22 protein-coding genes are annotated in these 26,612 nt (G+C 40.8%); 12 read left to right on the top strand and 10 right to left on the bottom strand.

The annotated features are described in order from the left end of the window. Positions 1–227 precede the first annotated feature (227 nt). The gene (locus ABLC00_RS18375) at positions 228–1,706 is read left to right on the top strand and encodes a sodium-dependent transporter (protein WP_002053942.1); all 1,479 of its coding nucleotides are present in this window, start codon (positions 228–230) and stop codon (positions 1,704–1,706) included. Positions 1,707–1,718: 12 nt separating this feature from the next. Beyond that, a complete protein-coding gene (locus ABLC00_RS18370; protein WP_002053803.1) occupies positions 1,719–1,862 on the top strand; it encodes a methionine/alanine import family NSS transporter small subunit in 144 nt (47 codons plus the stop codon). 41 nt (positions 1,863–1,903) lie between these two features. Here ABLC00_RS18370 and rsmB read toward each other — a convergent pair whose 3' ends face one another. Together rsmB and fmt are read right to left on the bottom strand one after the other, a co-directional pair. Continuing rightward, the gene (rsmB, locus tag ABLC00_RS18365) at positions 1,904–3,208 is read right to left on the bottom strand and encodes a 16S rRNA (cytosine(967)-C(5))-methyltransferase RsmB (RefSeq protein ID WP_004885085.1); all 1,305 of its coding nucleotides are present in this window, start codon (positions 3,206–3,208) and stop codon (positions 1,904–1,906) included. Beyond that, the gene (gene fmt, locus ABLC00_RS18360) at positions 3,205–4,167 is read right to left on the bottom strand and encodes a methionyl-tRNA formyltransferase (protein ID WP_004885083.1); all 963 of its coding nucleotides are present in this window, start codon (positions 4,165–4,167) and stop codon (positions 3,205–3,207) included. Before fmt ends, rsmB begins: the two co-directional genes overlap by 4 nt. Before the next feature lie 348 nt (positions 4,168–4,515). Here fmt and ilvD point away from each other — a divergent pair, with 348 nt between their 5' ends. The 3 genes from ilvD to ABLC00_RS18345 all read left to right on the top strand — a co-directional run bounded on the left by ilvD (position 4,516) and on the right by ABLC00_RS18345 (position 8,760). Next, positions 4,516–6,345, top strand: a complete 1,830-nt coding sequence (gene ilvD, locus ABLC00_RS18355) for a dihydroxy-acid dehydratase (RefSeq protein WP_004711295.1) — start codon at positions 4,516–4,518, stop codon at positions 6,343–6,345. 315 nt (positions 6,346–6,660) lie between these two features. After that, positions 6,661–7,950 (top strand): hypothetical protein, encoded by a 1,290-nt coding sequence (locus tag ABLC00_RS18350; RefSeq protein ID WP_033846259.1) that lies wholly within the window; start codon positions 6,661–6,663, stop codon positions 7,948–7,950. 78 nt (positions 7,951–8,028) lie between these two features. Further along, positions 8,029–8,760: a sulfite exporter TauE/SafE family protein gene (locus ABLC00_RS18345; protein WP_006581525.1), complete on the top strand. Its 732-nt coding sequence runs from the start codon at positions 8,029–8,031 to the stop codon at positions 8,758–8,760. Between the two features lie 9 nt (positions 8,761–8,769). On the opposite strand, the gene ABLC00_RS18340 is transcribed toward ABLC00_RS18345, so the two are convergent. The 4 genes from ABLC00_RS18340 to ABLC00_RS18325 all read right to left on the bottom strand — a co-directional run bounded on the left by ABLC00_RS18340 (position 8,770) and on the right by ABLC00_RS18325 (position 14,812). After that, complete coding sequence (locus tag ABLC00_RS18340) at positions 8,770–9,660, bottom strand: LysR family transcriptional regulator (RefSeq protein ID WP_006581526.1); 891 nt, start codon at positions 9,658–9,660, stop codon at positions 8,770–8,772. Positions 9,661–9,739: 79 nt separating this feature from the next. Further along, the gene (locus ABLC00_RS18335; protein ID WP_016804285.1) at positions 9,740–11,035 is read right to left on the bottom strand and encodes a solute carrier family 23 protein; all 1,296 of its coding nucleotides are present in this window, start codon (positions 11,033–11,035) and stop codon (positions 9,740–9,742) included. Between the two features lie 298 nt (positions 11,036–11,333). Further along, a complete protein-coding gene (ppc, locus tag ABLC00_RS18330) occupies positions 11,334–14,018 on the bottom strand; it encodes a phosphoenolpyruvate carboxylase (protein ID WP_033846258.1) in 2,685 nt (894 codons plus the stop codon). A gap of 170 nt (positions 14,019–14,188) precedes the next feature. Beyond that, a complete protein-coding gene (locus tag ABLC00_RS18325; protein ID WP_004885068.1) occupies positions 14,189–14,812 on the bottom strand; it encodes a TetR/AcrR family transcriptional regulator in 624 nt (207 codons plus the stop codon). 148 nt (positions 14,813–14,960) lie between these two features. On the opposite strand from ABLC00_RS18325, the gene ABLC00_RS18320 reads away from it, so the two are divergent. From ABLC00_RS18320 to dnaJ, 4 genes are all read left to right on the top strand, one after another. After that, on the top strand, positions 14,961–16,067 hold the full coding sequence (locus ABLC00_RS18320) for an efflux RND transporter periplasmic adaptor subunit (RefSeq protein ID WP_004885065.1): 1,107 nt from the start codon (positions 14,961–14,963) through the stop codon (positions 16,065–16,067). Beyond that, positions 16,064–19,189, top strand: a complete 3,126-nt coding sequence (locus tag ABLC00_RS18315) for an efflux RND transporter permease subunit (protein WP_004885063.1) — start codon at positions 16,064–16,066, stop codon at positions 19,187–19,189. The genes ABLC00_RS18320 and ABLC00_RS18315 overlap by 4 nt, the downstream gene beginning before the upstream one ends. Positions 19,190–19,328: 139 nt before the next feature. Beyond that, on the top strand, positions 19,329–19,706 hold the full coding sequence (locus tag ABLC00_RS18310; protein ID WP_002053984.1) for a hypothetical protein: 378 nt from the start codon (positions 19,329–19,331) through the stop codon (positions 19,704–19,706). Positions 19,707–19,810: 104 nt separating this feature from the next. Then, the gene (gene dnaJ, locus ABLC00_RS18305) at positions 19,811–20,923 is read left to right on the top strand and encodes a molecular chaperone DnaJ (protein WP_001119029.1); all 1,113 of its coding nucleotides are present in this window, start codon (positions 19,811–19,813) and stop codon (positions 20,921–20,923) included. Positions 20,924–21,036: 113 nt separating this feature from the next. Here the strand turns inward: dnaJ and ABLC00_RS18300 are convergent, their stop codons facing one another. Beyond that, positions 21,037–21,402, bottom strand: coding sequence for a hypothetical protein (locus ABLC00_RS18300; protein ID WP_004885061.1), 366 nt, complete (start codon positions 21,400–21,402; stop codon positions 21,037–21,039). A gap of 184 nt (positions 21,403–21,586) precedes the next feature. Here ABLC00_RS18300 and dapB point away from each other — a divergent pair, with 184 nt between their 5' ends. Continuing rightward, on the top strand, positions 21,587–22,408 hold the full coding sequence (dapB, locus tag ABLC00_RS18295) for a 4-hydroxy-tetrahydrodipicolinate reductase (protein WP_002053870.1): 822 nt from the start codon (positions 21,587–21,589) through the stop codon (positions 22,406–22,408). A 51-nt stretch (positions 22,409–22,459) separates the two neighbouring features. Next, entirely contained in the window at positions 22,460–23,113 is a 654-nt protein-coding gene (locus ABLC00_RS18290; RefSeq protein WP_004885059.1) for an START domain-containing protein, read from the top strand. Between the two features lie 40 nt (positions 23,114–23,153). On the opposite strand, the gene ABLC00_RS18285 is transcribed toward ABLC00_RS18290, so the two are convergent. Further along, a complete protein-coding gene (locus ABLC00_RS18285) occupies positions 23,154–24,344 on the bottom strand; it encodes an MFS transporter (protein WP_016804288.1) in 1,191 nt (396 codons plus the stop codon). A gap of 4 nt (positions 24,345–24,348) precedes the next feature. Further along, complete coding sequence (gene dkgB / locus ABLC00_RS18280; RefSeq protein WP_004885055.1) at positions 24,349–25,152, bottom strand: 2,5-didehydrogluconate reductase DkgB; 804 nt, start codon at positions 25,150–25,152, stop codon at positions 24,349–24,351. Between the two features lie 120 nt (positions 25,153–25,272). Here dkgB and ABLC00_RS18275 point away from each other — a divergent pair, with 120 nt between their 5' ends. Continuing rightward, positions 25,273–26,175, top strand: coding sequence for a LysR family transcriptional regulator (locus ABLC00_RS18275; protein ID WP_033846257.1), 903 nt, complete (start codon positions 25,273–25,275; stop codon positions 26,173–26,175). Here the strand turns inward: ABLC00_RS18275 and ABLC00_RS18270 are convergent. Continuing rightward, complete coding sequence (locus ABLC00_RS18270; protein WP_004885051.1) at positions 26,159–26,533, bottom strand: hypothetical protein; 375 nt, start codon at positions 26,531–26,533, stop codon at positions 26,159–26,161. The genes ABLC00_RS18275 and ABLC00_RS18270 overlap by 17 nt on opposite strands. Positions 26,534–26,612 lie beyond the last annotated feature (79 nt).

The following is a 26,612-nucleotide window of genomic DNA, read 5'->3' as shown; positions in this document are numbered from 1 at the left end:
AATAAATAAAAACGGGTATTGTTCAACTATATAGGGGCAAAAAATGGACAAAAATCTTTAAGGAAGAATTTTCTATTTTTGCTTGTTTGACATGAAAATAAAAATACTCAAAAGGTGCCTTTTATTCTCTATCAAACACAAAAGTATTCTTTGGTTCTTTTTTTGCGTGCGGAATAACAATCAACAAAAGCAGTAAAAATAAGTAATCTTTTAACATTAGGTGTTCTATGACAGATTCTCGTGAAAACTGGACGTCACGATCTGGTTTTATTATCGCAGCCGTTGGTTCGGCTGTTGGTTTAGGTAATATTTGGCGTTTCCCCTACGTTGCTTATGAAAATGGTGGTGGTGCGTTCCTTATTCCTTACTTACTTGCACTTATTACGGCAGGTTTACCATTACTATTTTTAGATTATGCAGTAGGTCATCGTAGTACAGGATCGCCTCCTAAAGCGTATAGAGCTTTGTTTAAAGGCGGAGAAACTCTAGGATGGTGGCAGGTTTGCGTCTGTATCATTATTGGTTTGTATTACGCAAGTGTTCTGACTTGGGCTGGTAGCTACATTTATTTTTCTATTGGCCAAATGTGGGGAAGTGACCCGGAAGGCTTCTTCTTCAATACCTATTTACAAACCACAAAAGCGACTGGCTTTGATTTGCAGTTTGTAGGCCATTTATTCTGGCCAATTGTTGGAATTTGGGCACTGACTTTAATCATTTTATATGGTGGAGTGAAAAAAGGTGTTGAATTATCTAATAAGATTTTCATGCCTTTATTATTCATCTTATTTACGATTTTAGTGATTCAGTCATTACGTTTACCGGGTGCAGTACAAGGTTTAAATGCTTTCTTTACTCCAAACTGGTCTGCCATGATGGACTATAAAGTTTGGTTAGCAGCCTATGGTCATACTTTCTTCTCACTCTCTGTTGGTTTCGGGATTATGGTGACCTATGCATCTTACTTAAAACCAAAAACCAATTTAACTGGCTCAGGTCTTATTGTTGGATTTGCGAATGCATCGACAGAGATTTTAGCGGGTATCGGTATTTTTGCAGCGCTTGGCTTTATGGCACATGCTGCAGGTACTGAAGTTAAAGATGTGGTGAGTGGTGGTATTGGTCTCGCATTTATTGCCTTCCCTAAAATTATTTCAAGTTTAGGTTCTGGTGCTGATCTATTCGGCCTTTTATTCTTCTCTTCATTATTTGTAGCTGGTATTTCTTCAATGGTTAGTATTTTGGAAGTACCTATTGCAGCGATGCAAGATAAGTTGAAGTGGAGTCGTAAGAAAGCGGTAACCATTATTGGTGGTGGTAGTGCTCTAGTCTCAATTATTTTATTCTCAAGTGTAAATGCAATTAAGCTCGTTGATATTGTCGACCATTTTATCAATAACATTGGCATTATTGGGGGAGCATTGATATCAATTATTAGCGTAGCTTGGTTTAAGCGCTCAGCTCTTAGAGAGCTTCGTGATCATGTCAATCGTATCTCAACCATTCAATTGGGTAAGGGATGGGATTTCACCTTAACCGTGATTACTACTTTTATCCTATTAACAACACTCACTATGACTGTTTTTAATTTGATCAAAAATGGCTATGATACTTATAGTATGAGCTTACAAGGTGTATTTGGCTGGGGCAGTGTTATTTTCTGTGCAGTCGTTGCTATCGTGTTAAGTAAAATGAAAGATCGCTAGGAGGATAAAATAATGAATACTTCGGCAATCGTGATGATGATAATTTCAATGGTATTTGTATGGGGTGGACTAGCTTTATCCATTTTACATTTATCAAGACATCCTGAAGAGTTAGATGAAGTCTTAGAAGAAGTCAAAGACCAGCACACTCTTTAATACTGATCTAGTAAAAAAGCAGGCTTAAAAGCCTGCTTTTTTTATGCAATTTTTTGAATTTTACAATAATAGAAACCATCACCAGATTGTGCTTCTGGCAACAGTTGTCTACCATGAGTTTGTTCAATTCCCCAATCTGCTTCAATTTTTACTTCTTTTACATCGGTATGCTTTGCAAAGAAGCTAGTCATCTGCTGTTCATTTTCAGCTTTTAAAATTGAACAGGTGATGTAAAGCAGGGTGCCTCCAACTTTAAGTTGCTGCCACATGTGCTCTAAGATCTGCTTTTGTAGCTCAATGGTTTGGGCTATGTCACTAGATTGGCGCAATAGACGTATGTCAGGATGACGTCGAATTACACCTGTCGCAGAACAAGGTGCATCAAGCACGATACAATCCACAGGTTGGGCTGGAGTCCACTTGGTTGCATCGGCTGCCAGAATTTCAGTATGGCTTTGATCTAGTGCTAGTCGGTTTAGGTTTTCAGTTACACGGACTAAACGACTTGGATCCTGATCAATGGCGATTAACTGGGCTGGTTTAAATTTTTCAAGCAAATGAGCCGTTTTTCCACCTGGAGCCGCACACGCATCAATAACTGTTTTATTGTTTAAATCAGGCAATAAGGTTGCACATAGCTGTGCATGTTCATCTTGTACAGAAAACCAGCCCTGTTCAAAACCCGGTAACTGTGTGATTTGTACAGATTGTTCAAGAATAATACCCGCGTCAGATAGAGTACACGCACGTGCCTGAATATCTAAACTTTGTAGTTTTGCTAAATAAGCATCGCGACCAATATGGCGTTGGTTTACTCGTAAAGTCAAAGGTGCGGCTTGCTTTAACGATTGGCAGAGAGCTTCTGTTTGTTCTCCCCAATCCTTTTTTAAACGCTTAAAAAGCCAACTTGGTAAGCCATGGGCTTGCTGTAAACCTTGTTGAAAGTCCTCAGTTTCGCGAGTTGCTCGGCGCAAAATTGCATTCACAATACCGCTGAGTGCAGGGAAACCAAGTTGTTTAGTCGCATCTACTGTTTCTGAGATGGCAGCGTGCGCTGCAATACGCGTGCATAAAACTTGATAAAGACCAACGTATAAACAAGTTTCTACTGTCTCATTGTTTAAAGGTTTGCTGAGCAAAGGCAGACTAATTGACTTAAGTGCGAACCATTGGCGTAAAGTACCTAGAACAAGTTCATGAAATAACGCACGATCACGCTCTGCGACTTGATTCAGCTGTGTATTTAAAATACTAGCCAATGATTGGCCCTGCTGAACTTTGAGTAACGTTTGGACGACTTGAGCGCGCAGGTTAAAACGTGATGAGTTTGAAGTAACCTGACTCATGGCAGAATCTGTCCTACATGAAGTTTTTGAGTTTGTGCAATTTGTTGAGCATTTAATGCTTTACCACCTGGCCACTGTACGCTCGTTAGACAAATAAATGTATTTTCACCGCAAGCAACATGTACGCCTTGTTTATCAATTGCAATAATTTCACCAGCTTGAGCATGTGCTTTGCTTTGGCTAGAAACTAGAGAATTCCAAACACGCAGTGCATTATTTTCATCAAGTTGAACAAAAGCGACTGGCCAAGGGTTGAATGCACGGATATTGCGATCTACTTGAACTGCATTCATAGACCAATCAATACGAGCTTCTGACTTCACGAGTTTATGAGCATAGACCGTTAAGCTTTCGTCTTGGACTTCGCGTTCTGCCAAATATTTTTGCAGAGTTTCTTCTGACTCGAGTACCGCACAAATTGCTGTTGCTCCTTGTGCTGCTAACTTGTCATGTAAAGTCGCAGAAGTATCTTCGGTAGTGATCGGACAATAGGTTTTATACATCATATCGCCTGTATCTAAACCTGCCGCCATTTGCATGATGGTAATGCCGGTTTCTTCATCACCTGTTGCAATCGCGCGTTGAATTGGCGCTGCACCACGCCAACGTGGTAATAGCGAGCCGTGAATATTTAAACAGCCATATTTAGGTGTATCGAGCACAGCTTGTGGAAGAATTAAACCATATGCTGCAACCACCATGACATCAGCGCCTAAAGCAGCCAGTTCTTGTTGAGCAGCCAAGCCTTCTTCAGTTGAAGCTTTGAAGTGAAGCGGTTGATAAACAGGAATATTATGTTCCAGTGCAAGCTGTTTGACAGGAGACGGTGTTAGTTTTTGTCCACGGCCTGCTTTACGGTCTGGTTGAGTATAAACCGCGATAATTTCATGGGAAGTTTTTAATAAAGCCGCCAATGCTGTTGCAGCAAATTCGGGGGTGCCAGCAAAAATAATTTTCACAAATGCAATCCAAAAAGAGTTTATGAGTAGTATACGTGAAAAACGTTTGAAGCCCTAAACTCATGGCGATTGAGCATTTTAGTTTTTAAATAGTGAACAAAAAATTATTGAAAAAATTTTATTGATAAAAAAAGGTTATAAAAAAATAAAAAATTATTCATGTAAGTTTTGCTAAATATTGACTGAGTATTATCGTTCTTGGCTTTCCCTATATTATTTGCTTCTATAGAATGGAGAATGATCAAATTATGATGATGAGTCAATATTCCGACTGATCTAACGCTATATCAGTATCATTCAGCCAGAGTGGAAGTCATTTCACTCAAGCACAACTTGTTGGAAATACAAATGCCTGACTATCGTTCAAAAACATCGACACACGGAAGAAATATGGCTGGCGCACGTGGCTTATGGCGTGCAACAGGAATGAAAGATGAAGATTTCGGCAAACCAATTATTGCAGTGGTCAATTCATTTACTCAATTTGTTCCGGGCCATGTCCATCTAAAAGATTTAGGGCAGCTTGTCGCAGCAGAAATTCAGGCAGCAGGTGGTGTTGCTAAAGAGTTCAATACAATTGCGGTGGATGATGGTATCGCGATGGGGCATGACGGCATGCTTTATTCATTACCATCACGTGATTTAATTGCGGATTCAGTTGAATATATGGTGAATGCTCATTGCGCCGATGCGATGGTATGTATTTCGAACTGTGACAAAATTACTCCGGGAATGTTGATGGCTGCGATGCGTCTAAATATTCCTGTGGTGTTTGTGTCTGGCGGACCAATGGAAGCAGGTAAGGTTAAATTCCGTGGTGATGAAAAGGCCATTGACCTTGTAGATGCGATGGTTGTTGCTGCTGATGATAGTTACACCGACGAAGAAGTTGCAGAGTTTGAACGTTCAGCATGTCCAACTTGTGGTTCATGTTCAGGTATGTTTACTGCAAACTCAATGAACTGTTTAACCGAAGCTTTAGGTTTATCTTTACCGGGCAATGGTTCTATCGTTGCAACGCATGCAAACCGTAAAAAATTATTCTTAAAAGCAGGTCAGCTTATTGTTGAATTGGCTAAGCGCTATTACGAACAAGAAGATGCAAGTATTTTGCCTCGTTCAATTGCCACTAAAGCTGCCTTTAAAAATGCGATGACACTTGATATTGCAATGGGCGGTTCAACCAATACAGTTCTCCACTTGTTAGCTGCGGCAAATGAAGCTGAAGTTGATTTTACGATGGACGACATTGATGAGTTGTCACGTCGAGTACCAGTGCTTTCAAAAGTAGCGCCAGCAAAACAAGACGTACATATGGAAGATGTACATCGTGCAGGCGGTATCATGGCCATTTTAGGCGAGCTTGATCGTGCTAATTTACTGGATGTATCTGTACCGACAGTACATGAAAAAACTTTAAAAGATGCGTTAGATAAGTGGGACATTATCCGTACTGAAAATGCAGAGGTTTATGAGTTCTATCGTTCATCTCCGGGCGGTGTTCCAACTCAGGTTGCATTCTCACAAAACCGTTACTACTCAACTTTAGATGGCGACCGTGAAAAGGGCGTAATTCGTAATGCAGAACATGCATTCTCTAAAGATGGTGGTTTAGCTGTTTTATACGGCAACATTGCACTTGATGGTTGTATCGTAAAAACTGCGGGGGTAGATGAATCTATTTTAAAATTCACTGGTACAGCACGTGTTTTTGAGAGCCAAGATGCAGCTGTAGAAGCAATTTTAGGCAATGAGATTAAAGCTGGCGATGTTGTTGTTATTCGCTACGAAGGTCCACGTGGTGGTCCGGGCATGCAAGAAATGCTTTACCCAACCAGCTATCTTAAATCGAAAGGTTTAGGAAAAGACTGTGCGTTGGTTACAGATGGTCGTTTCTCTGGTGGTTCATCAGGTCTTTCAATTGGTCACGTTTCGCCAGAAGCTGCTGAAGGCGGTGCAATTGGTTTAGTTGAAGATGGCGATACCATCGAAATTGATATTCCAAACCGTACCATTCACTTGAATATTGATGATGCGACTATGGCGCACCGTCGTACAGTTCAAGAAGCGAAAGGCTGGCATCCGAAAGAAGAACGTAAACGTAAAGTATCAAAAGCGTTAAAAGTTTATGCAATGCATACTACAAGTGCGGCAAAAGGAGCTGTACGCGTTCTATAAAATATTCAATTTTAATAATTGAATAGGAAACATGCACCCATTAACACGATGAATTGATATCATGTTATGGGTGCATTTTTTATGTCTGGTAAAAAAAAATCCGCTTGTAGGAAAAGGTGTTTTCAGATCATTCTATGGGTTTGCCATAAAATGGTGATAAAATCTTCACCTACGCAGAAACTCGCGAAATAACATGACATATTTTCTGCGCGAACTTAGGTAGTCATTTTTCCATCTCGACTACTGTTTCACCTTGCACTATGATCAAAAATAACTTTTGATCTCGCTTAGGATTTATTTTTAGAGGCACTACTCATGTCATTGTTACGCCGTTGGTTTGACCCTATCCGATCGAGCTGGTTTTACCAAAAGCCTTCTCGTCAAGCGGTGTTACCCACGGAAAATGGTTTAAGTATTTATTTACGACTTGATGATGTGTATAGCTATCTGGCTGTTCAGCAATTGTCTCAGCTAGATGAAATTTTAAGTGATGAGCTTAAACCTTTAAAAATTATTATTTCTCATACAGCTTCTGAACCTCCGAACAGCATGACGCAAGAGGAGTGGCAGCATTATTGTTTAAATGATGCCAAGATTTTAGCAAATCAGCATCGTTTTGCTTTTGATGAGTTCCCAGAAATCCCAAGCCAAGAAGCTTTAAAACAAGCCGCTGTCATACTAAAAAGAACCCCATTACAAGGTCAGAACTTCTTCCATTTACTTGAAGATATCTTTCACATGCTTTGGCAACAGCAATATGGAAAGTTACGTACTTTACATGCCATGGCGGTGAAGCATCAGATACCACAGCATTTTCCAGAACGTATTTTTACAGATGAACCTGTACAGGCAGCGTACTTTGAATTTGGTGGACGTAAATATCACGCAGTGGATGATTTATTACGTCTAACTCGTCGTTTAAAACAACAAAAGTTACTGACAGGTATTCCAATTTTTTTAATTAATCATATCGAATGGCGTGAACATTTGATTAATGATGCTGAAGCACTTAATGAAATTCAGGCTCTGCATCCTGAACTTGATGTATTTATTGCTTTAGAAGACCCAATGAGCTGGTTGCTGCTTGCTTATATTAAAGAAGAGCTCGCTGACTATTATGATATTCAGCTAAAAGTTTATCCGCTGAGTTATCGAGGCCGAGACTGGTTTGACTGGAGCTTGGCAACGCGAGTTTCTAAACGTACAGAGGTTGCTTTTACACCTTTTTGCCGCCCTACAGAAGAAAGTACACTTGAGATGGCGAAACTTTTCTATAGTGTGCCGGAAAATCAGCAACTTGATACAATTTTTACTATTTTGCAGGCCGTTTGGACGAAAGGAAAAGATCCCTCTTTCCAGAAGCATTTCCAACAGTTACAGCAACAACTTGGCATTGAGCATTTAACCGAACAGGATGTACCGTCTGTTTTGGAGCAAAATGATGCGCTTTGCAAGAATAAACATCAGCCTGATTTACCAGTTTTAGAGTTGCGTATTGATGGGCAAAGTTATGTATTTAATAGCTTGTATCGGGTTTGGATGATTGAAAGCATTTTTAGCAATGTTTTAGAAGAAAAATATAAAACAGCCTCAACTTCTAATTGAGGCCTACTCCCAAAAACAAGAATAGGGCAAAACCTGTTTTTTCCGTAGCATAACCATGTAGGGAATCGGAGATAAACAGTGACATTTCTAGCTATTATTATGATGGTATTTGTCTTTGCGGGCATGATTAAAGGCATGATCGGCTTAGGATTGCCCGCGGTCTCAATGGGCTTACTTACCATCGCAATGAGTCCTTTTCAGGCAGCATCCCTACTCATTGTTCCTTCAATGGTCACCAATGTCTGGCAGCTTTTTGCTGAGGGGCATGTTTGGTCTTTTATTCGCCGTTTCTGGACTTTGCTTATAGGCATTGTTGCTGGTTCAATATGGAGCTTTTTGCCGACTTTAAGTCAAAGCCATGGGCACAGTAGTGAGATTTTATTAGGAAGTATGTTGGCCTTATATGGGCTTTATGGATTATGCGTCAAGAAACTTCCACACTTAGGTAAACATGAGCGCTGGTTATCGCCGATTATTGGATATATTGGTGGGGCAGTGACAGTAGCAACAGGCGTTATTATTATTCCTATCGTGCCATATTTGCAGTCTTTACATTTAAAACGTGACGAACTGGTACAAGCCTTGGGATTAACATTTACCGTCTCTACCATTTGCCTTGCAGTGTTTTTACATCATAACCCGATGTCGGGAGTAACACTGGACTATCGTTTATCTTTTGCTGCTTTGTTGGCGGCACTCGTTGGAATGTGGATCGGTAAAAGAATTCGTTATCGACTCAATGAGCAGTTATTTCGCCGTATCTTTTTTATAGGTTTAGTGTCATTAGGGCTTTATATGATTTTGCACTAAGCCAAATTTCTAAGGGCGATGCTCTAATAGGAAATCTGCAAATTGCTTATAACTACTAGACAGTTGGCTGAAATTTTGTGTTGCCAAAAGTAGTTTTCGGTTTGCCCATGCGCCGAGTAATTGGATGGAATGAAAATCATAATCCGATTGCAAGCGCTGCGCCGCACGGGCAGGCATAATCGCAATACCCACGCCTTTGGCAACAACCTCAGCAATTGCACTAAAGTTAGGTAGGCGCAAACGATACTGTATATTAAAGCCTAATAATTTCGCTTGAGTTTCAATGGACTGTTGCAAAGAGTGATGGGCTTTAAGGCCAATAAAACCATAGCTTAAAGCCTCTACCAAATTTAGCTTTTGATATTGAGCTAACTCATGTGTAGCAGGACAAATCAAAACTAAAGGATCACTTGCAAATTCTTTCGTTTGCAAATGTCGAGTATCAAAAAAGCTTGAGACCAAACCAAGGCTCGCAATTCCTTGGGTTAATGCATCTACAATTTCTGAACTTTCTGCTTCGTGCAAATCGATACTCATTTCGGGATGAAGCACCAGATATTGCGGTAATAAAGGAGGCAAATATTCGCTTTGAGCAGAAGAGTTACACCAAAGTGTTAATGCTTGAGTTGTAGAAGACTTAAAGCGCTGCATTTCTTGTTCGAGTTGATCTTTTTGAGCTAAAAGCTGACGAGCATGCTCTACAAATGCATGTCCAGCTGTGGTGAGTTCTACGCCTGTGGTTTGGCGAATAAATAAGGGTGTTTCAAAATACTGTTCGAGTTTTTTTATACGCTCACTCGCTGCTTGAAGTGAAATTGCAGAACGGTCAGCACCTTTGGTTAGACTACCAGTCGAGACAATATGAAGAACTAGCTGTAAATCAAAAAAATCAAAACGCATGATAGGAACGTATTGAAACGCAAAAATTCATCATACTAAATCGGAATGAAAAAAGGCAGCTTACGCTGCCTTTTTGAATTTAAGTTTTATCTTTTAAACTAAACAACCAGTTTAAAATAATGGCTGCAAAAGTTGCGGTACCGATACCGCCTAAATTGAAATTACCGAACAATAATTCAAAGTTACCAGCACCTAAAATAATCGTCACAGAAGCAACAATCAGGTTTTTATTGTTAGAAAAATCAACTTTGTTTTCGATCCAGATTTTTGCACCAGCAATAGTAATTAAACCAAATACCACAATAGATGCACCTGTGAGGACTGCACTTGGAATAGTGCTAATGACAGCACCAAATTTTGGGGATAGCCCTAAGAAAATAGCGAAGATACCTGCAATCACAAATACAATCGTTGAGTACACACGAGTAACCGCCATCACACCAATGTTTTCACCGTAAGTGGTCATGCCAGGTGCGCCAACACTACCAGAAAGTGTAGTCGCTAAACCATCTGCAACAAATGCTTTGCCTAATTGTGGCGTCAGGTTTTCACCAGTCATTGCACCTACTGCTTTAATATGGCCTAAGTTTTCTGCCACTAAAATGAGTGCAACCGGCGCGATAATTAAAATAGCCTTGGTATCAAAAGTAGGATGTGAAAAGCTTGGAATACCGAACCATGCAGCCTGTGAGATCTGGCTAAAATCGATTGGTTTACCTAAACCTAACCCATTAGTCGTAATGGCATAAATTGCATAAGCCAAAATCAAACCAACTAATAGAAGTAAACGTTGTAATAAACCACGCGTAAAGACCGCAATACTGCCCATACAAAGTACGGTAATTAAAGCCATCCACATTTCAAAGGGTTGGCCTGCAACACCTTTAATGGTGACAGGTGCAAGGTTTAGACCAATAATCATCACGATTGCGCCAGTCACCACAGGTGGCATAAGTTTTTCAATCCAGCGTGTACCAGTAAGCATCACAATAAAACCGATGAGTGCATAAAAGATACCGCAGGCTACGATTCCGCCTAACGCAATTGAAAGATTTGGATTGGCTCCTGAACCTGTGATATGCCCCGTAGCTGCGGCAACAACACCAATAAAGGCAAAACTCGATCCTAAATAACTTGGAACACGACCACCTGTAATTAAGAAGAACAGGATGGTACAGATACCAGACATTAAAATAGCAAGGTTAGGATTAAAGCCCATGAGTAATGGTGCTAAAACGGTGGCTCCAAACATAGCAAATGCATGTTGGATGCCTAAAATGGCACTTTGAACTGGGGGGAGATATTCATTGGTAGAGACCGGTCGATGGTCAACATCACCTTGGTAAGGCTGCCATTTTGGAAACCAGTTGGACATAAAATGAGCTCGTTATTCTTTAATTGGTGCAATGATACTCTTTCTTGGGAATGCATTTAATCTCTAGAGAGCAGTATGTGAGTGAAAAGTAATTATTTTTTAACGATTGGTATAATTTAAAGAATTCTAAATATAAGGAATTAGTTATTTTTTTATTATAAAAATTAATTTTATGATTTTTAAAAAATATTTAAAAAAATAAAAAATCGTGGAAAATTTATAAAAAATGGGGAACTTTGCAAGTAAAAAGCAGCACATCATCGATGTACTGCTTTGTCAAACAATTGGTAAAAACAGCTTAGCCCGTATTACGTAAACCAGCAGCAATACCTGCAATACTCACCATCAGTGCATGGTCAACAGGGGTATGTTCTGCCTGACGCTCCGCGAGATAATCACGGCGGCGTTTCATGAGTTCAGCTTGTAAAAGATGCAAAGGAAGTAAATATGGTTTACGGACCTGCATAGATTGATCCAGAACCTCGTTATTGCTAAGAAGCTTTGATTCATCTTTCAATTTAAGTAACGTTTCAACAGCATCTTTTAAGCGCTGACGTAATTGGTTACCGAGCACTTTTAAATCTTCATCTTCAGTTAAATGAGACTCGTAGTAGAGTGCAATGTTGGCATCGGCTTTAGATAATACCATTTCCAACATATCAATGAGCGTTTGGAAATAAGGCCATTGCTGGAGCATTTCATCAAGTGTTGCTTTTTGCTGATCGGCAATTACTTCATTAATGGCAGCGCCTGTACCTAACCATGCTGGTAACATCAAGCGGATTTGAGTCCACGCAAATACCCATGGAATTGCACGCAAAGATTCAATACCACCACTCACTTTACGTTTTGCCGGACGCGAGCCTAGTGGCAACATTTGTAATTCAAGTTCAGGCGTGACAGTCCGTAAATACTTCACAAAATGTGGGTTTTCACGCACGGTTTGGCGATAAACCTTCACGGAATGGTCTGTCATACGGTTCATAAGTTCACGCCACTCAGCCTTAGGCTCTGGCGGCGGTAACAAGGTCGCTTCAAGTGTTGCTGCGGTATAGATTTCAAGGTTTTGCATGGCAATACCTTCTAGACCGAATTTGAAGCGGATCATTTCACCTTGTTCTGTTACACGAATTGCACCAGAGATCGAACCCGGTGGTTGCGAAAAGAGTGCCTGTTGGGTTGGAGCACCACCACGGCTAATTGAGCCGCCACGACCGTGGAACAGAGTCAACTGTACGCCGTGTGTACGAGCAATTGCAGTCAGCTCTTCTTGAGCACGGTATTGGGCCCAGTTAGCAGACATGAAGCCAGCATCTTTTGCAGAGTCAGAGTAACCGATCATAACTTCGTGTTTGCCCTGAATGTGCTGCTTATACCAATGCATATTGAACAGCGTATTCATGGTAGTTGCAGCGCCATCTAAATCTTTTAAAGTTTCAAATAGAGGCACCACACGTAAAGGGTGCTGAATACCTGCTTCTTTTTGCAATAACAATACAGCTAAAACATCACTCGGATATTCAGCCATCGAAATAATATAAGCTCCTAACGACTCTGGTGGTTGGTCTGCCAAAGTACGCATAGTTGCAAATACTTCCTGTACATCTGGGTGGCCAATCAAACTACCTTCAGGCTCATTAATATATTTGGGTAGCAACGGGCGTTTGCTTTGGAGCTCCTGAATCAGGAAGTTTTGACGGGCTTGTTCAGTCCATGACTCAAAATTACCCAAACCTAAGTATTCGGTAATGGCTGAAATGGCTTGGCGATGACGGCCTGATTCTTGGCGAATATCAAGTTTAAGTAGTTCAATACCAAAACAGTTCACACGGTAGATAAAGTCGAGAAGTTGACCATTTGCGATTTCAGGCAGATTACTATCAATTAAAGAGCGATAGCACAGCAATAATGGTTGTAATAGCTCATCTTTACTTTTAATGACATTGCTATCGTCTGCTTCTAAACCTTGTAGGCGCTGGGCTAACCAATGACGAGTTGCTTTTAAACGCTCTCGTGTTGCACGTAAATACTCGCGATAAGGTTCTGGGTGTGGACTACCAATCGCTTGAATCATCTCTTCAGAACAAGCCTGAATTGAAAGCTCCCAACGTAAATTCTCAATATCTCTTAGGTAAAGGTCGGCAGCTTGCCAGCGTGATAACCATAATACTTCTTGAGTGATTTGATGAGTAACGTTCGGGTTACCATCACGGTCGCCGCCCATCCAAGATGCGAAGCGGACTGGTGCAATATTGAGTGGTAAGTTTTGTTGGCAATTGTCTTGAACTAACTCATTTAATTCACGAATAAACTTAGGTACGGCGTTCCAAAGCGTTTGCTCAATGGTTGCAAAGCCCCATTTTGCTTCATCGACAGGAGTCGGGCGGTGCTGTCTGATTTCATCTGTCTGCCAAGCTGAACTAATTTGTTGTTTTAAGTTGGCAAGCGCATTTTGACGTTCGCGTGGAGTAAGTTTTTGCTGATCGAGTTGTGAAAGACAAGCATTAATATCGTCATATTTTTGAATGAGGGTACGACGGCTTACTTCGGTTGGGTGTGCTGTAAGTACCAATTCGATCTTAAGATCACAAATTTGCTGGAATAGTTTTTCTGTCGAAATACTTTTATCTTTAAACTTTTGAAATAAGTGAACAAGTGGATTTGGAGAATTAGCCTCCGAATCAAACTCTGCCTGTCTGCGGCTACGTACCACATGATATTGCTCGGCAATATTGGCAAAATTCAGAAAATGAGAGAAAGCGCGGGTAAGAGGTAATAGCTCTTCATCGGGCAGTTCTAAAAATAATTGTTCTAATTGCTTTTCGGCTTCAGCTTGACCATCACGTGCACCTTTGGCAAGAGCACGGATTTGCTCGATCTGATTAAACAGTTCTTGTCCTGCATGTTGTTTTAGGGTTTCACCTAACAAATTGCCAAGTAAGCGGACATCCTCACGCAGTGGCGCATCGATTTGCTGAACCATGCTATTTTCTCCTGTTCTTATTCTTATCGAATATAGCGCGATTAACGAACATTCCAAGCTTTGAGCGTAAGAAAATGTGAATTTTTGCTTAAAAAATAACATTTAAATCGCTTATAACGCTTCAAAAGATGGCATGCACCTGATGCAAATTTTGGCAATCGGACTTTGGTTTAATTCCGATATTTGAGGAAAAATAAGTCAAGAGCATCTCGAATAATCTGATTTAGTTCTTGAGCATTGGGTACAGTAATAATTCCAAGTAAAACCTTATGGTGGCGTACACCAAGCAATAAAGTTAAAAGAAGTTCTGTTTGATAAATCGGATCATCGGATTGAATAAAGCCTAATTCGGCTGCCTTTTGGAAGAACGCAGCTAACTCATTTTGCAGGCGAGTATGAGATGCCGTAAAAAATTGTTCAGCTAATGGGCTTTGTTCCGCTGCGAGTTCAAATAATACATGTTCAAGTTTTAGTGCCTCAGGTGAATAAATAATTTGTAAGGCGCGTGAACACACACTAAAAAGTGCTTGATAAAAGTCTACGGAAGCATCTAATTCAAATTGTTTAGTGCCGAGTGTCTCTTCACATGTTTCCGTAATCGCACAGATAAATAGATTGGCTTTGTCTTGAAAGTGGTTATAAACCGTAAGTTTGGTAACGCCTGCTTCCTGCGCAATCTGGTTCATGCTGGTACCGTGATAACCAGATTTTAAAAAAATAGCTTTAGCAGCTTGTAGGATACGAGCACGCTTTTCTAGATCTTTGGGGCGACCACTTTGATTAACTGTTTGCACAAAACCCTCTAATAAAAGATTAAAAAAATAAATATTTATAAGTTTTTTTTAATTAATGTACCCATGGGTATATTAATTAAAAAACAAACAAACTATGATGCAAGCATATTGTGCCTTAAAAAATCAGTTTGAATAAGAGCGATAAGATATGAATCTGTTAAAACCTCTCATCATGAGTATGGTGATTGTTTGCACGGTCACATTAATGGGGTGTAGTAAAGAGGCACCCAAAACAGAAGAAATACCCTACGTGATGGTAACGCAGCCTTCGACCACACTAAACGAATTAAAAAGCTATGCAGGAGATGTACAGGCTCGACAACAAACTGCCTTGGCATTTCGAGTAGGTGGACAAGTTACGGCTCGCTATGTCGATGTAGGTGACCGAGTTAAAGTTGGACAAGTTTTAGCGAAACTCGATGTAGCAGATGCACAGTTACAATTAAATGCGGCCAAAGCTCAATTACAAAATGCACAGGCAGCAGCGAAAACAGCATCAGATGAACTTAAACGTTTCCAACAATTATTACCTGTAAATGCAGTTAGCCGTTCACAATTTGATACGGTAAAAAATCAATACGACGCAGCGCAAGCAGCGTTACAACAAGCCCGCTCTAACTATGAAGTTTCTGCAAATCAAACTGGTTATAACCAACTTATTTCTAATAAAAACGGAGTGATTACCGCGCGTAATATTGAAATTGGACAAGTCGTTTCAGCAGGACAAGCAGCTTATCAATTGGCTATTGATGGCGAACGTGAAGTGGTTATAGGCGTACCAGAACAAGCAGTTACCGAGATCAAGGTTGGTCAAGCAGCTTGGATTACCTTGTGGTCTAAACCGAATGAAAAATTTGCCGGATATGTACGTGAAGTTTCTCCAGCGGCTGACCAGTCTCGTACTTTTACAGTCAAAGTAGCACTCAAAGAAGGCCAATCTGCTATTCAGCTTGGACAAAGTGCTCGGGTATTTTTTAGCTCGACTCAAACCAATGTCATGAGTGTGCCACTTTCGAGTGTTTCTGCCACAGATAATCAGCCCTATGTATGGGTCGTAAATGCAAATCAAACTTTACGCAAAGTACCTGTAACCGTGGGAGCTTATGGCCGAGACAGTGTGCCTGTATTAACGGGGTTAACACCAAATGATTGGGTTGTGATTGGTGGTGTCCATTTACTACGTGATAAGCAGAAGATCCATCCGATTGACCGTGAAAACCGCGCGGTGAAAATTCAGGGGGCAACAAAGCCATGAAATTCAATCTCTCGGAATGGGCACTGAACAATAAAGGTATCGTCCTTTATTTTATGTTGTTGCTTGCCATTATCGGTGCAATTTCCTATTCCAAATTATCTCAAAGTGAAGATCCGCCATTTACCTTTAAAGTGATGGTTGTCAAAACATTCTGGCCTGGAGCGACTGCCAAAGAAGTTTCAACGTTAGTGACTGATCGTATTGAAAAGGAACTGATGACAACTGGGCAGTATGAAAAGATTATGGCCTACTCCCGTCCAGGTGAGTCGATGGTTACATTTGTTGCTAAGGACTCGCTCACTTCTGCACAAATTCCTGATGTTTGGTACAACGTTCGTAAAAAGGTTAATGACATTCGTACTGAACTGCCAAGTGGTGTACAGGGTCCTTTTTTCAATGATGAGTTCGGGGATACTTTCGGTAATATTTATGTACTGACAGGCAAAGACTTTGACTATGCACTTCTCAAAGAATATGCAGATCGTTTGCAATTACAACTACAAAGAGTCAAGGATGTTAGTAAAGTTGAATTGATTGGCTTACAAGATCAAAAAATCTGGATTGAGATTTCAAATACAAAAGCAGTCCAACTCGGTATTCCTCTTTCTGCAATTCAAGAAGCCTTACAAAAGCAAAATAGTATGGCAAGCGCAGGTTTCTTTGAAACCGGTACAGACCGTATTCAAATACGTGTAAGTGGGCATTTAAACAGCGTTGATGAAATTAAAAAAATTCCTTTATTAGTCGGCAATAAAACCATCCAGCTTGGTGATGTTGCTGATGTCTACCGTGGTTTTAGTCAACCGGCTCAGCCACGTATGCGTTTTATGGGGGAAAATGGTATTGGTCTCGCCGTGTCTATGCGTAAAGGCGGGGATATTATTGCCTTGGGCAAAAATCTAGAGTCCGAATTTGCCCAGCTCCAAAAAACCTTACCTTTAGGCATGAAACTACAGAAGGTATCTGATCAACCTGTAGCAGTACAACGTAGTATTCATGAATTTGTAAAAGTACTCGCTGAAGCAATCATTATTGTCTTGTTAGTGAGCTTTTTCTCTTTAGGTTTCCGTACCGGATTGGTAGTCGCTTTTTCCATTCCTTTAGTTTTAGCAATGACTTTTGCCGGCATGAATGTATTCGATGTCGGGTTACATAAAATTTCTCTCGGTGCTCTGATTTTAGCTTTAGGTCTACTGGTTGATGACGCCATTATTGCAGTCGAGATGATGGCAATTAAGATGGAACAGGGCTATAGCCGAATTAAGGCTGCTGGATTTGCATGGAAAACAACGGCCTTTCCAATGCTGACAGGAACATTGATTACCGCGGCAGGTTTTTTACCTATCGCTACGGCACAGTCCAGTACGGGTGAATATACACGTTCAATCTTTCAGGTGGTGACCATTGCCTTATTGGTGTCTTGGGTTGCTGCAGTTTTATTTGTGCCTTATTTGGGTGAAAAACTACTGCCTGATTTTACCAAGACTGGGCATCAAGCTCCTTGGTATGTTCGTTTATGGGCAAGATTAACGAAAAAACCGCAACCACAAACGATCGAGATTTCACAGGACCATCATTACGATCCTTATCAATCTAGTTTCTATTTACGTTTTAGGAAAATGGTCGAGTTTTGTGTGACCTATCGTAAGACTGTAATTGCGACAACGGTTGGGATATTCGTGCTCTCTGTACTGATGTTTAAAATGGTTCCTCAGCAGTTTTTCCCGCCATCAAACCGTACCGAAATTTTAGTTGATCTAAAACTTGAAGAAGGCGCTTCTTTAACTGCTACAGAACAAGCGGTGAAAAAGGTTGAACAGTTCCTGTCTAAACAAAAAGGTATTGATAACTATGTGGCCTATGTGGGTACAGGCTCACCACGTTTTTATTTACCGTTAGACCAGCAATTACCACAAGCGAGCTTTGCACAGTTTGTTGTTTTAGCGACCTCACTTGATGACCGTGATGAAATTCGTCGCTCGCTAGAAACTCAAATTAAACAGTTGCTCCCACAAGTTCGTACCCGTGTGTCATTACTGGAAAATGGTCCGCCTGTAGGTTATCCATTGCAGTATCGTGTGTCAGGTGAAGATCTCAATCTGGTACGTAAAGAAGCACAGCAGGTTGCGAAGGTGATTGGTGAAAACCCAAATACTACCAATGTACATTTGGACTGGGGTGAGCCGAGCAAAATCATTGCGATTCAGATTGATCAAGATCGTGCTCGACAAATGGGTGTCTCAAGTGTGGATTTGGCAAACTTCCTGAATGCTTCAATTACAGGTAGTGCGATTGAACAGTATCGTGAAAAGCGTGAGCTGATCGAAATCCGTTTACGTGGTGATCAAGCTGAGCGTGTTGAAGTCGCTTCTCTTGCAAGTTTAGCAGTCCCAACTGCAAATGGTACGACAGTGCCTTTAGCTCAGATTGCTAAAATTGAATATAGATTTGAAGATGGCCTGATCTGGCATCGTAACCGCTTACCAACAATTACCGTACGTGCAGATATTCGTACCAAATTACAGCCAGCGACTGTTGTTGGCGAGTTAGCCGAATCAATGGATAAGTTACGTGCTGAGTTACCAAGTGGTTACCTCATTGAAGTGGGGGGAACTGTCGAAGAGTCAGCACGAGGACAAAGTTCGGTCAATGCTGGTATGCCATTATTTTTGGCAGTGGTCATGACATTACTCATGATTCAGCTTAAGAGTCTATCGAGAGCAACTATTGTATTTTTGACTGCACCATTAGGTTTAATTGGAGTAGTTTTGTTCTTACTTTTATTTAATAAGCCATTTGGTTTTGTGGCTATGCTGGGAACCATTGCTTTATCCGGAATGATTATGCGTAACTCACTCATTCTGATTGATCAGATTGAACAAGACCGGCAAGCAGGGCATCCAACATGGGAAGCGATTATTGACGCAACCGTACGCCGTTTCCGTCCAATTATTCTGACAGCCTTGGCAGCGGTATTAGCAATGATCCCACTTTCACGAAGTATTTTCTTCGGTCCAATGGCCGTTGCAATTATGGGTGGACTGATTGTAGCCACCTTGCTGACATTATTTTTCCTGCCTGCATTGTATGCTGCGTGGTTTAAGGTGAAAAAAACAGCATAAAATACATAAATTTTTTGTGAATAAAGGTGCGAAATATTGAAAACTCCAATATAGTAGCACCTGTCTTTACACAAAAAATACAGGATTATTTCACTGCATAAAAAATAGGCACAGTGCAGTGAATTGAGGTGAAATACAGATGGGGCAAGACCATATCGAACAGCATCGCCGTTATATTGTGATTTCTTATGCGTTCATGTTTCTTGCATTGTTTACGGTTATTTTTGCGGCCTTTGCTTATCTGGTCGCTCGTAAAGTAGCTGTTGTGGATGATGCGGAAGTTTGGATTCATGCTCATGCGCTCTGGATTATGCGCAATGGTATTCTATTCCTCTTCATGTCAGTTTTTGCTGTTGTTTGGTTTATTCCTCTTTTCTTTTTTGCATGGAACAGTAACCTTTGGGTAACGGCATCAACAGTTGCTGGTGTTGTTTTTAGCGCTATTGCTTGGTTATTTTTATTAAATGCATGGTTAAAAGGCTTGTCTAAATATTTAAAAAATAAGGCAGTTTTTTAATATATCTGTTTTTTGAAAGTTTTCCCCTTGTAAATTCGGCTAAAGCCCCCCATTTAGTCGGCAATAGAGTATTGATAAAATTTCCGTGAGGAGCACCGCCAAACATGGCTAAACGTGATTATTATGAGGTTTTAGGCGTTTCAAAAACCGCAAGTGATGATGAGATCAAAAAAGCCTATCGTAAATTGGCGATGAAATATCATCCTGACAGAAACCCTGACAATGCCGAGGCTGAAGAAAAATTTAAAGAAGCTTCAGAAGCTTATGAGATTTTATCGGACAGCGAAAAACGCAGCATGTATGACCGTATGGGACATAATGCGTTTGAAGGTGGCTTTGGTGGCGCTGGTGGTGGCTTTGGCGGTTTCAGTGCAGAAGATATTTTTAGCCAGTTCGGTGATATCTTTGGTGGAGCGTTTGGTGGCGGCGGACGTCAGCAACGCCAACGTCGCGGTTCAGATTTACGCTATGTAATGGAACTTACCCTTGAGGAAGCTGTAAAAGGGGTTAAGAAAACAATTACCTTTACTGCTCCGGCACCATGTGACGTGTGTGATGGTAAAGGCTCTAAAAATCCAAAAGATGTGGAAACTTGTAAAACTTGTCATGGTTCAGGACAAGTGCGTATGCAGCAAGGTTTCTTCTCTGTACAACAAACTTGCGGCACATGTCGTGGCCAAGGCAAAATTATTAAGAACCCATGCCATGCATGTCATGGTTCAGGTGTAGCTGATCGTCAGCAAACATTAGAAGTCACTATTCCAGCGGGTGTCGACAACGGTGACCGCGTTCGTTTAAGTGGTAAAGGCGAGGCGATCCGTGATGGTCAAGCTGGTGACTTATACGTTGAAGTGGTGGTTCGTGAACACGAAATTTTCCAACGTGATGGCGCCGATTTATATATGGACGTACCAGTAAGCATTGCGGATGCTGCACTTGGTAAAGAAATTGAAATCCCAACGTTGGAAGGCCGCGTTAGCTTGAAGATTCCTGAGGGTACTCAAACAGGTAAATTATTCCGTTTACGTGGTAAAGGTGTGCGCCCTGTACGTAGCAGTATGGTGGGTGATCTACTTTGCCGTATCGTGGTAGAAACACCAGTCAACTTAACCTCTCGTCAACGTGAATTGCTTAAAGAATTACAAGCATCTTTTGATGGCGAAGACAGTGCCTCTTCACCAAAGAAAAAATCATTCTTTGATCGCTTATTTGATTAATGATTGATTAGATCAGAAATTAAAAAGAAGGCGGATATTCAAAAATATCCGCCTTTTTATTGCGCTGATTTATCTTATTATTGTTATTCTGCTTAAAAGAAAATGACTAGCGATTACTCTGTAGGATGAGCGACATCAATATCGTCAACACTTACAATAAGTTCGTTTGATGCAACTGGAGCTACTACAGCCTCGACAGTAGCTTGAGTCACTGGTTGTACAGCTACTTTTACTGTTTCTACTTCTGCGGTTTTTTCTTCAATGATCGGGTCGATATCCTCGACTTTAACTTCAGCATTAGTATTGCTTGCCAGACTTTTTTGAGGTGTAGGTGTTGCTGCCTGAGAATTTACATTTGTGGTAATGCGTGCTTTAGATAAGCTTTCTAGTGTGTCCCCAGGTTGGATTGCAGGTTCTGCAAATGCCACTGAACTCATCATCCCCATAACGGCTATTAAGCCCATAATTTTCGAATGCATGCTGAACTCCTTATAGTCATCTTTTTTTCATTCGTGGCTCAGTAGTGTGCAGATCAATTCTTTAACTTTTGTGAAAACTGTTTAAATTTCGGTTCATCTTAAAAAATATTTTTTACTTTTTATTGTGAGCAAAGAGTTTTGATATAGTAAGCCAATTACGTAAAACACAAGATTGGGAAGGATTATGTCAGCAGCTCCACGCATTGGTATTTTGGGTGCAGGCGGCCGTATGGGTCGTATACTTATTCAGGCAGTTCAACAAGCAGGTTATCAATTGGGAGCTGCTGTTGTACGCCCAGAAAGTACTTTAATCGGTGCTGATGCTGGTGAACTTGCAGGAATTGGTTCAATTGGAGTGAAGCTTACCGGAAGCTTGGCTGAGGTTCTTAAAGACTGTGACGTTGTAATTGACTTTTCGACTCCTGCTGCGACATCTGAGCACCTAAAGTTATGTCGTGAAGCTGGGGTAGCTATAGTGATTGGAACAACGGGTATGTCCGATGAACAAAAAGCTGAGCTTGATGAAACGGCAAAACACATACCTGTTGTATATGCGGCAAACTATTCTGTTGGCGTAAATGTATCAATCAAGTTACTTGAGCTTGCAGCAAAAGTATTTGGCGATACAGTAGATATTGAAGTGATTGAGGCTCATCACCGTCATAAAGTAGATGCACCATCTGGTACAGCACTCATGATGGGTGAGGCGATTGCTGATACTTTAGGCCGTAACTTAAAAGAAGTTGCTGTTTATGGTCGTGAAGGGCATACCGGTCCACGTGATCGCCAAACCATTGGGTTTGAGACCATCCGTGGTGGCGATATTGTTGGTGAACATACTGTCATGTTTATTGGTGAGGGTGAGCGCGTTGAAGTGACTCATAAAGCCACTAACCGTATGAACTTTGCTGCTGGCGCAGTACGAGCTGCTGCATGGGTTGTAGGTCGTGAAGCGCACAAATACGACATGAAAGATGTGTTAGGGTTGAACGACGTACAGGTGTAAACCATCTGTACACGTCCTATATGTGGCGAGAAAAACAAGATAGAGCAGAACATGAATAAAAAACAAATTGCTTTAACCACTCTTCTTTGCTTAAGCAGCCTCTGTGTAGGGGCTGCCCCTACAGACAAGGCTAAACTCAGTCTAGACCGTAATCATATTAAAGTCTGGACCTATCAAAAGGCCGATAATCCAGTCTTTCAATACAAAGCTGAAACAACCTTTGATGTACCCATTGAGCGTGCTGTTGCAGTAATTTTAGATGTAAATCGCGCAGCGCAATGGGTTCCTTATATGGGTAAAGTTGAAATGCTCTCTCAAGATGAGAAGAAGGGTGAATTTACTTTATATATGGTATTAGATTTTCCTTTTCCCCTAAAAGATCGCGATGTAGTCGTTAAAGGAAAAATGAGTAAAGCTGCTAATGGTGTTATTACGATTAAGAACACAGCGATTAATAGTAACTATCCGACTCAACCTGATGTGGTTCGTTTAACCCGTTATGAAGGTGAATGGACGTTCCAGAAATTAGCGAATAACAAAGTTAAAGTAACCACGAGTGGTTATGCTGATCCTGCAGGTTCAATTCCTTTAAGCTTCGTAAATATGTTTGTTCAACAGCAACCTTATCAGATGCTGCTTAAAATGAAGCGGGAAGTAATGAACCCGATTTATGAGCAACCTAAATTACCCGATATTTTAAAATAAGTAAGTGAAAAAAAGCGCCTGAGATCAGGCGCTTTTTTTATTAATCTGAACACTGTTGCAAAGCTTGTGTCGGGCTGCTTTCACGTTTGATTTGGAATAGAACCAGTAACAAACCTAACCCCGCCAATAATGCACCAGCAAATGATACTGCGCTATAACCCCAACCTAAATCGAGTACTAACGCACCTGCGGCGGCACCGACTGCGTTACCTAGGTTAAACGCACCGATATTTACTGAAGAGGCAAGCCCTGGAGCTTCGTGAGCCACTGACATGACACGCATTTGTAAGGGCGGTACTAAAGCAAAGGTTGCTGCACCCCAAATCACCAACGCAATGGCTGCTCCAATCTGGCTTTGGGCAAGAATTGGGAAAGTCACCATCATCACGATCAACAGCACCAAGAAACCAATCAGAGTTTTGTTGATGGACAAGTCTGCAAAACGGCCACCTAAATGGTTACCAATCGAGAAACCGACACCAATCAACACTAACATGAACGTAATGAAGGTCGGTGAAGCATGGGTAAACTCAGTCAAACTTGGCGCAATATAGGTATAGAGCGTAAACATTGCTCCTGCACCAAGTACGGTTGTGAGTAATGCAAGCACCACAGGAGTACGCGTTAATACCTTCAACTCGGCCTTTACATTAGGTTTTTGGGCAACCATACCTTGCGGTAGTGCTTTCCATAAAGCGAGCATAGTAATAACGCCGAGCACGGAGATTGCAAGGAAAGACATACGCCAGCCAATATTTTGCCCAACCCATGTTGCCAAAGGTACACCACCAATATTGGCAATGGTTAAACCCATAAACATGGTTGCTACAGCACTGGCTTGTTTGTGCGCAGGTACAATACTCGCTGCCACAACAGAGCCAATCCCGAAAAAGGCACCGTGGTTCAGGCTTGTAATGAGACGTGCACCTAATAAGCTCATATAGCTTGGTGAAAACGCTGCAATCAGGTTACCCACCGTAAAGATCGCCATCAAAAAAATAAGCGCATTACGTCGTGCAAAACCACCAAACCATAGGGTCATGAAGGGGGCACCGAGCATTACACCAAGTGCATAGCCTGTAATTAACATTCCGGCTGTTGGAATTGAAATACCTAAATCATGAGCGATATTCGGTAGCAATCCCATTGGAGAAAATTCCGTGGTACCAATGGCAAAGGCACCAATTGCCAAGGCCAATAACGAGAACGCCGTATTTGATTGAGTGTTCATGAGTTTAGTCCCAAACAGGTGCCCATGGCTCTGGGCTAACTTCACGGCCATTACGGTCGAGCTCAGCAATCATTTGCATTTCAGCTGAAGTTAACTCGATATCCTGTGCTTTTAAGTTGCTAATCAGGTTTTCACGTTTAGTCGAAGATGGAATAACTGCAAAACCACGTTGCAATGCCCATGCCAGTGCAATTTGTGCTGTTGACGCTTTATTTGCTGCCGCAATTTCAGCTAAAACAGGATCGTGAAGCACTTTGCCGTATGCAAGCGTCATGTATGAAGTGACATCAATATTCTTCTCTTGTAAGAAATTTACAAGTTTATGGTTTTGAAGATAAGGACTCAGCTCAATCTGATTTGTTGCAATATGCTCTACACCAATTGTGTCAATTGCTTGTTGAGTAAGTGCAATATTAAAGTTCGAAATACCAATTTGTTTGGTTAAGCCTTGTTGTTTTGCTTCAAGTAAAAGCTGCATGACTTCAGGAATCGAAACGCCTAAGTCCGGTGCTGGCCAGTGAATCAAAGTTAAATCGACATGGTCAGTACGAAGCTTTTGTAAGCTCTCTTTTAAGCTTGGAATAAACTTCTCTTGGGCAAAATTATCTACCCAGATTTTTGTAGTTAAAAATAAGTCCTGACGTGATACGCCACTTTCAGCAATCGCTTGACCAATTGCTGCTTCATTTTCATAAATTTGAGCAGTATCAATTGCACGATAACCGACATCTAGCGCATTTTTAACAGAATCAATCACAGCTTGTTCTTTAAGGCGGAAAGTTCCTAGACCAAAACGTGGGATATTCATGTATTCACCTGGAATTAAATAATTGTTTAACTTGAGATGCATTTTGCTTTTTTTATTGTTGCGAAAAAATAGATGAATAAGCAAAATATCTTTGAAGTTTAGTCAATAATAGAATAAACCATGAAATCAACAATTGAAGAACTTATTGCCTTTATCACAATTGTTGATACAGGTTCATTTGTGGCGGCAGCAGAACATTTAAAGCAAACACCTTCAGGGGTGAGTCGATCTTTAACACGTTTGGAAGCGAAGTTAGATGTAACATTGTTAGAACGAACAACGCGTAAACTAAAACTCACTCAAGAAGGGCAACAGTTCCTTACGAAGGCTCGAAAAATTTTAAATGAACTGAATGCGGCCGAAGAAGAACTACAAAAGTCTGATCAGGGGACTGCTGGCCTTATTCGTGTTGATTCCGCCACACCGTTTGTTTTGCACGTGATTGCACCATTAATGCATAAGTTTCGTGCGTGCTATCCCGATATTGAAATCGAGTTAAATAGTAATGATCAGGTGATTGACTTACTTCAGCATAAAACCGATGTCGCATTTCGATTTGGGGAGCTTAATGACTCTAGTCTGCACGCCAAATTGGTATGTAAGAGCCGTTTATATATTGTGGCAAGTCCTGACTATCTAGCTTTTAAGGGAACACCAACACAACCTGAAGAACTTAAGCAGCATGATTTGATTGGTTTTACCAGACCGACATATATCAATAGCTGGCCAATTAAAATCGGTGACGAATATTTTTTCGCACAAGCAAACATTAAAGCTTCTAGTGGTGAGACTGTGCGCCAGCTGACGATTAGAGGACATGGTATTGCACGGCTATCTGAATTTGAAATTTGGAAAGATATGGAAGAAGGGAGATTGATTGCATTATTTGAAGATCAAATTGAACATCAATATCAAAGCATCCATGCTGTGTATTATCAACAAGAGCATCTACCAAAACGAATACGCTTATTTATTGAGTTTTTGGCAGAACAGTTAAAAGATGGTTTTAAAACCTGTCTCTAAAAGTTCCATAGATATCACTTGGAAAATGAACTTCTAAAATGGGAATTGTTTGTCCTTCTGCTGAATGTTGGGAAAGAAAATAGCTTTTTTGCTGGTCTCGGCAGCTAAAATATAAGTTCGAATAAACTGAATTCACCATGACAACTTCATTTGAGCTATTTCGTTTATATTGATAATGAGAAATCGCACTGGTCTCGTCATCAGTTCGCTGTTCCATTTTGTAGTCTTGTTGGTTGGTCATTTTTAAATAACCTTCAATCAAACTTTGGCAAATCGTGTGTCTGTGCTGCTCATTTTTGGGCTGTGGTTGGCAACCTGCTAAAACAATAGTAAATAACAATATAGCTTTTAATTTCATTAGTTTGCTACTCTTTGAGTTGATTTCCATAGCCTAAAGGTGTTCTATAAATCAATACAGATACAGAAATTTTTAAAAA

Source organism: Acinetobacter nosocomialis (genome assembly GCF_041021905.1).
In the GTDB taxonomy this organism is placed as follows: Bacteria; Pseudomonadota; Gammaproteobacteria; order Pseudomonadales; family Moraxellaceae; genus Acinetobacter; species Acinetobacter nosocomialis.
The sequence above is the reverse complement of the archived record's forward strand: the minus strand, read 5'-3'. Positions and strand labels throughout refer to the sequence as shown.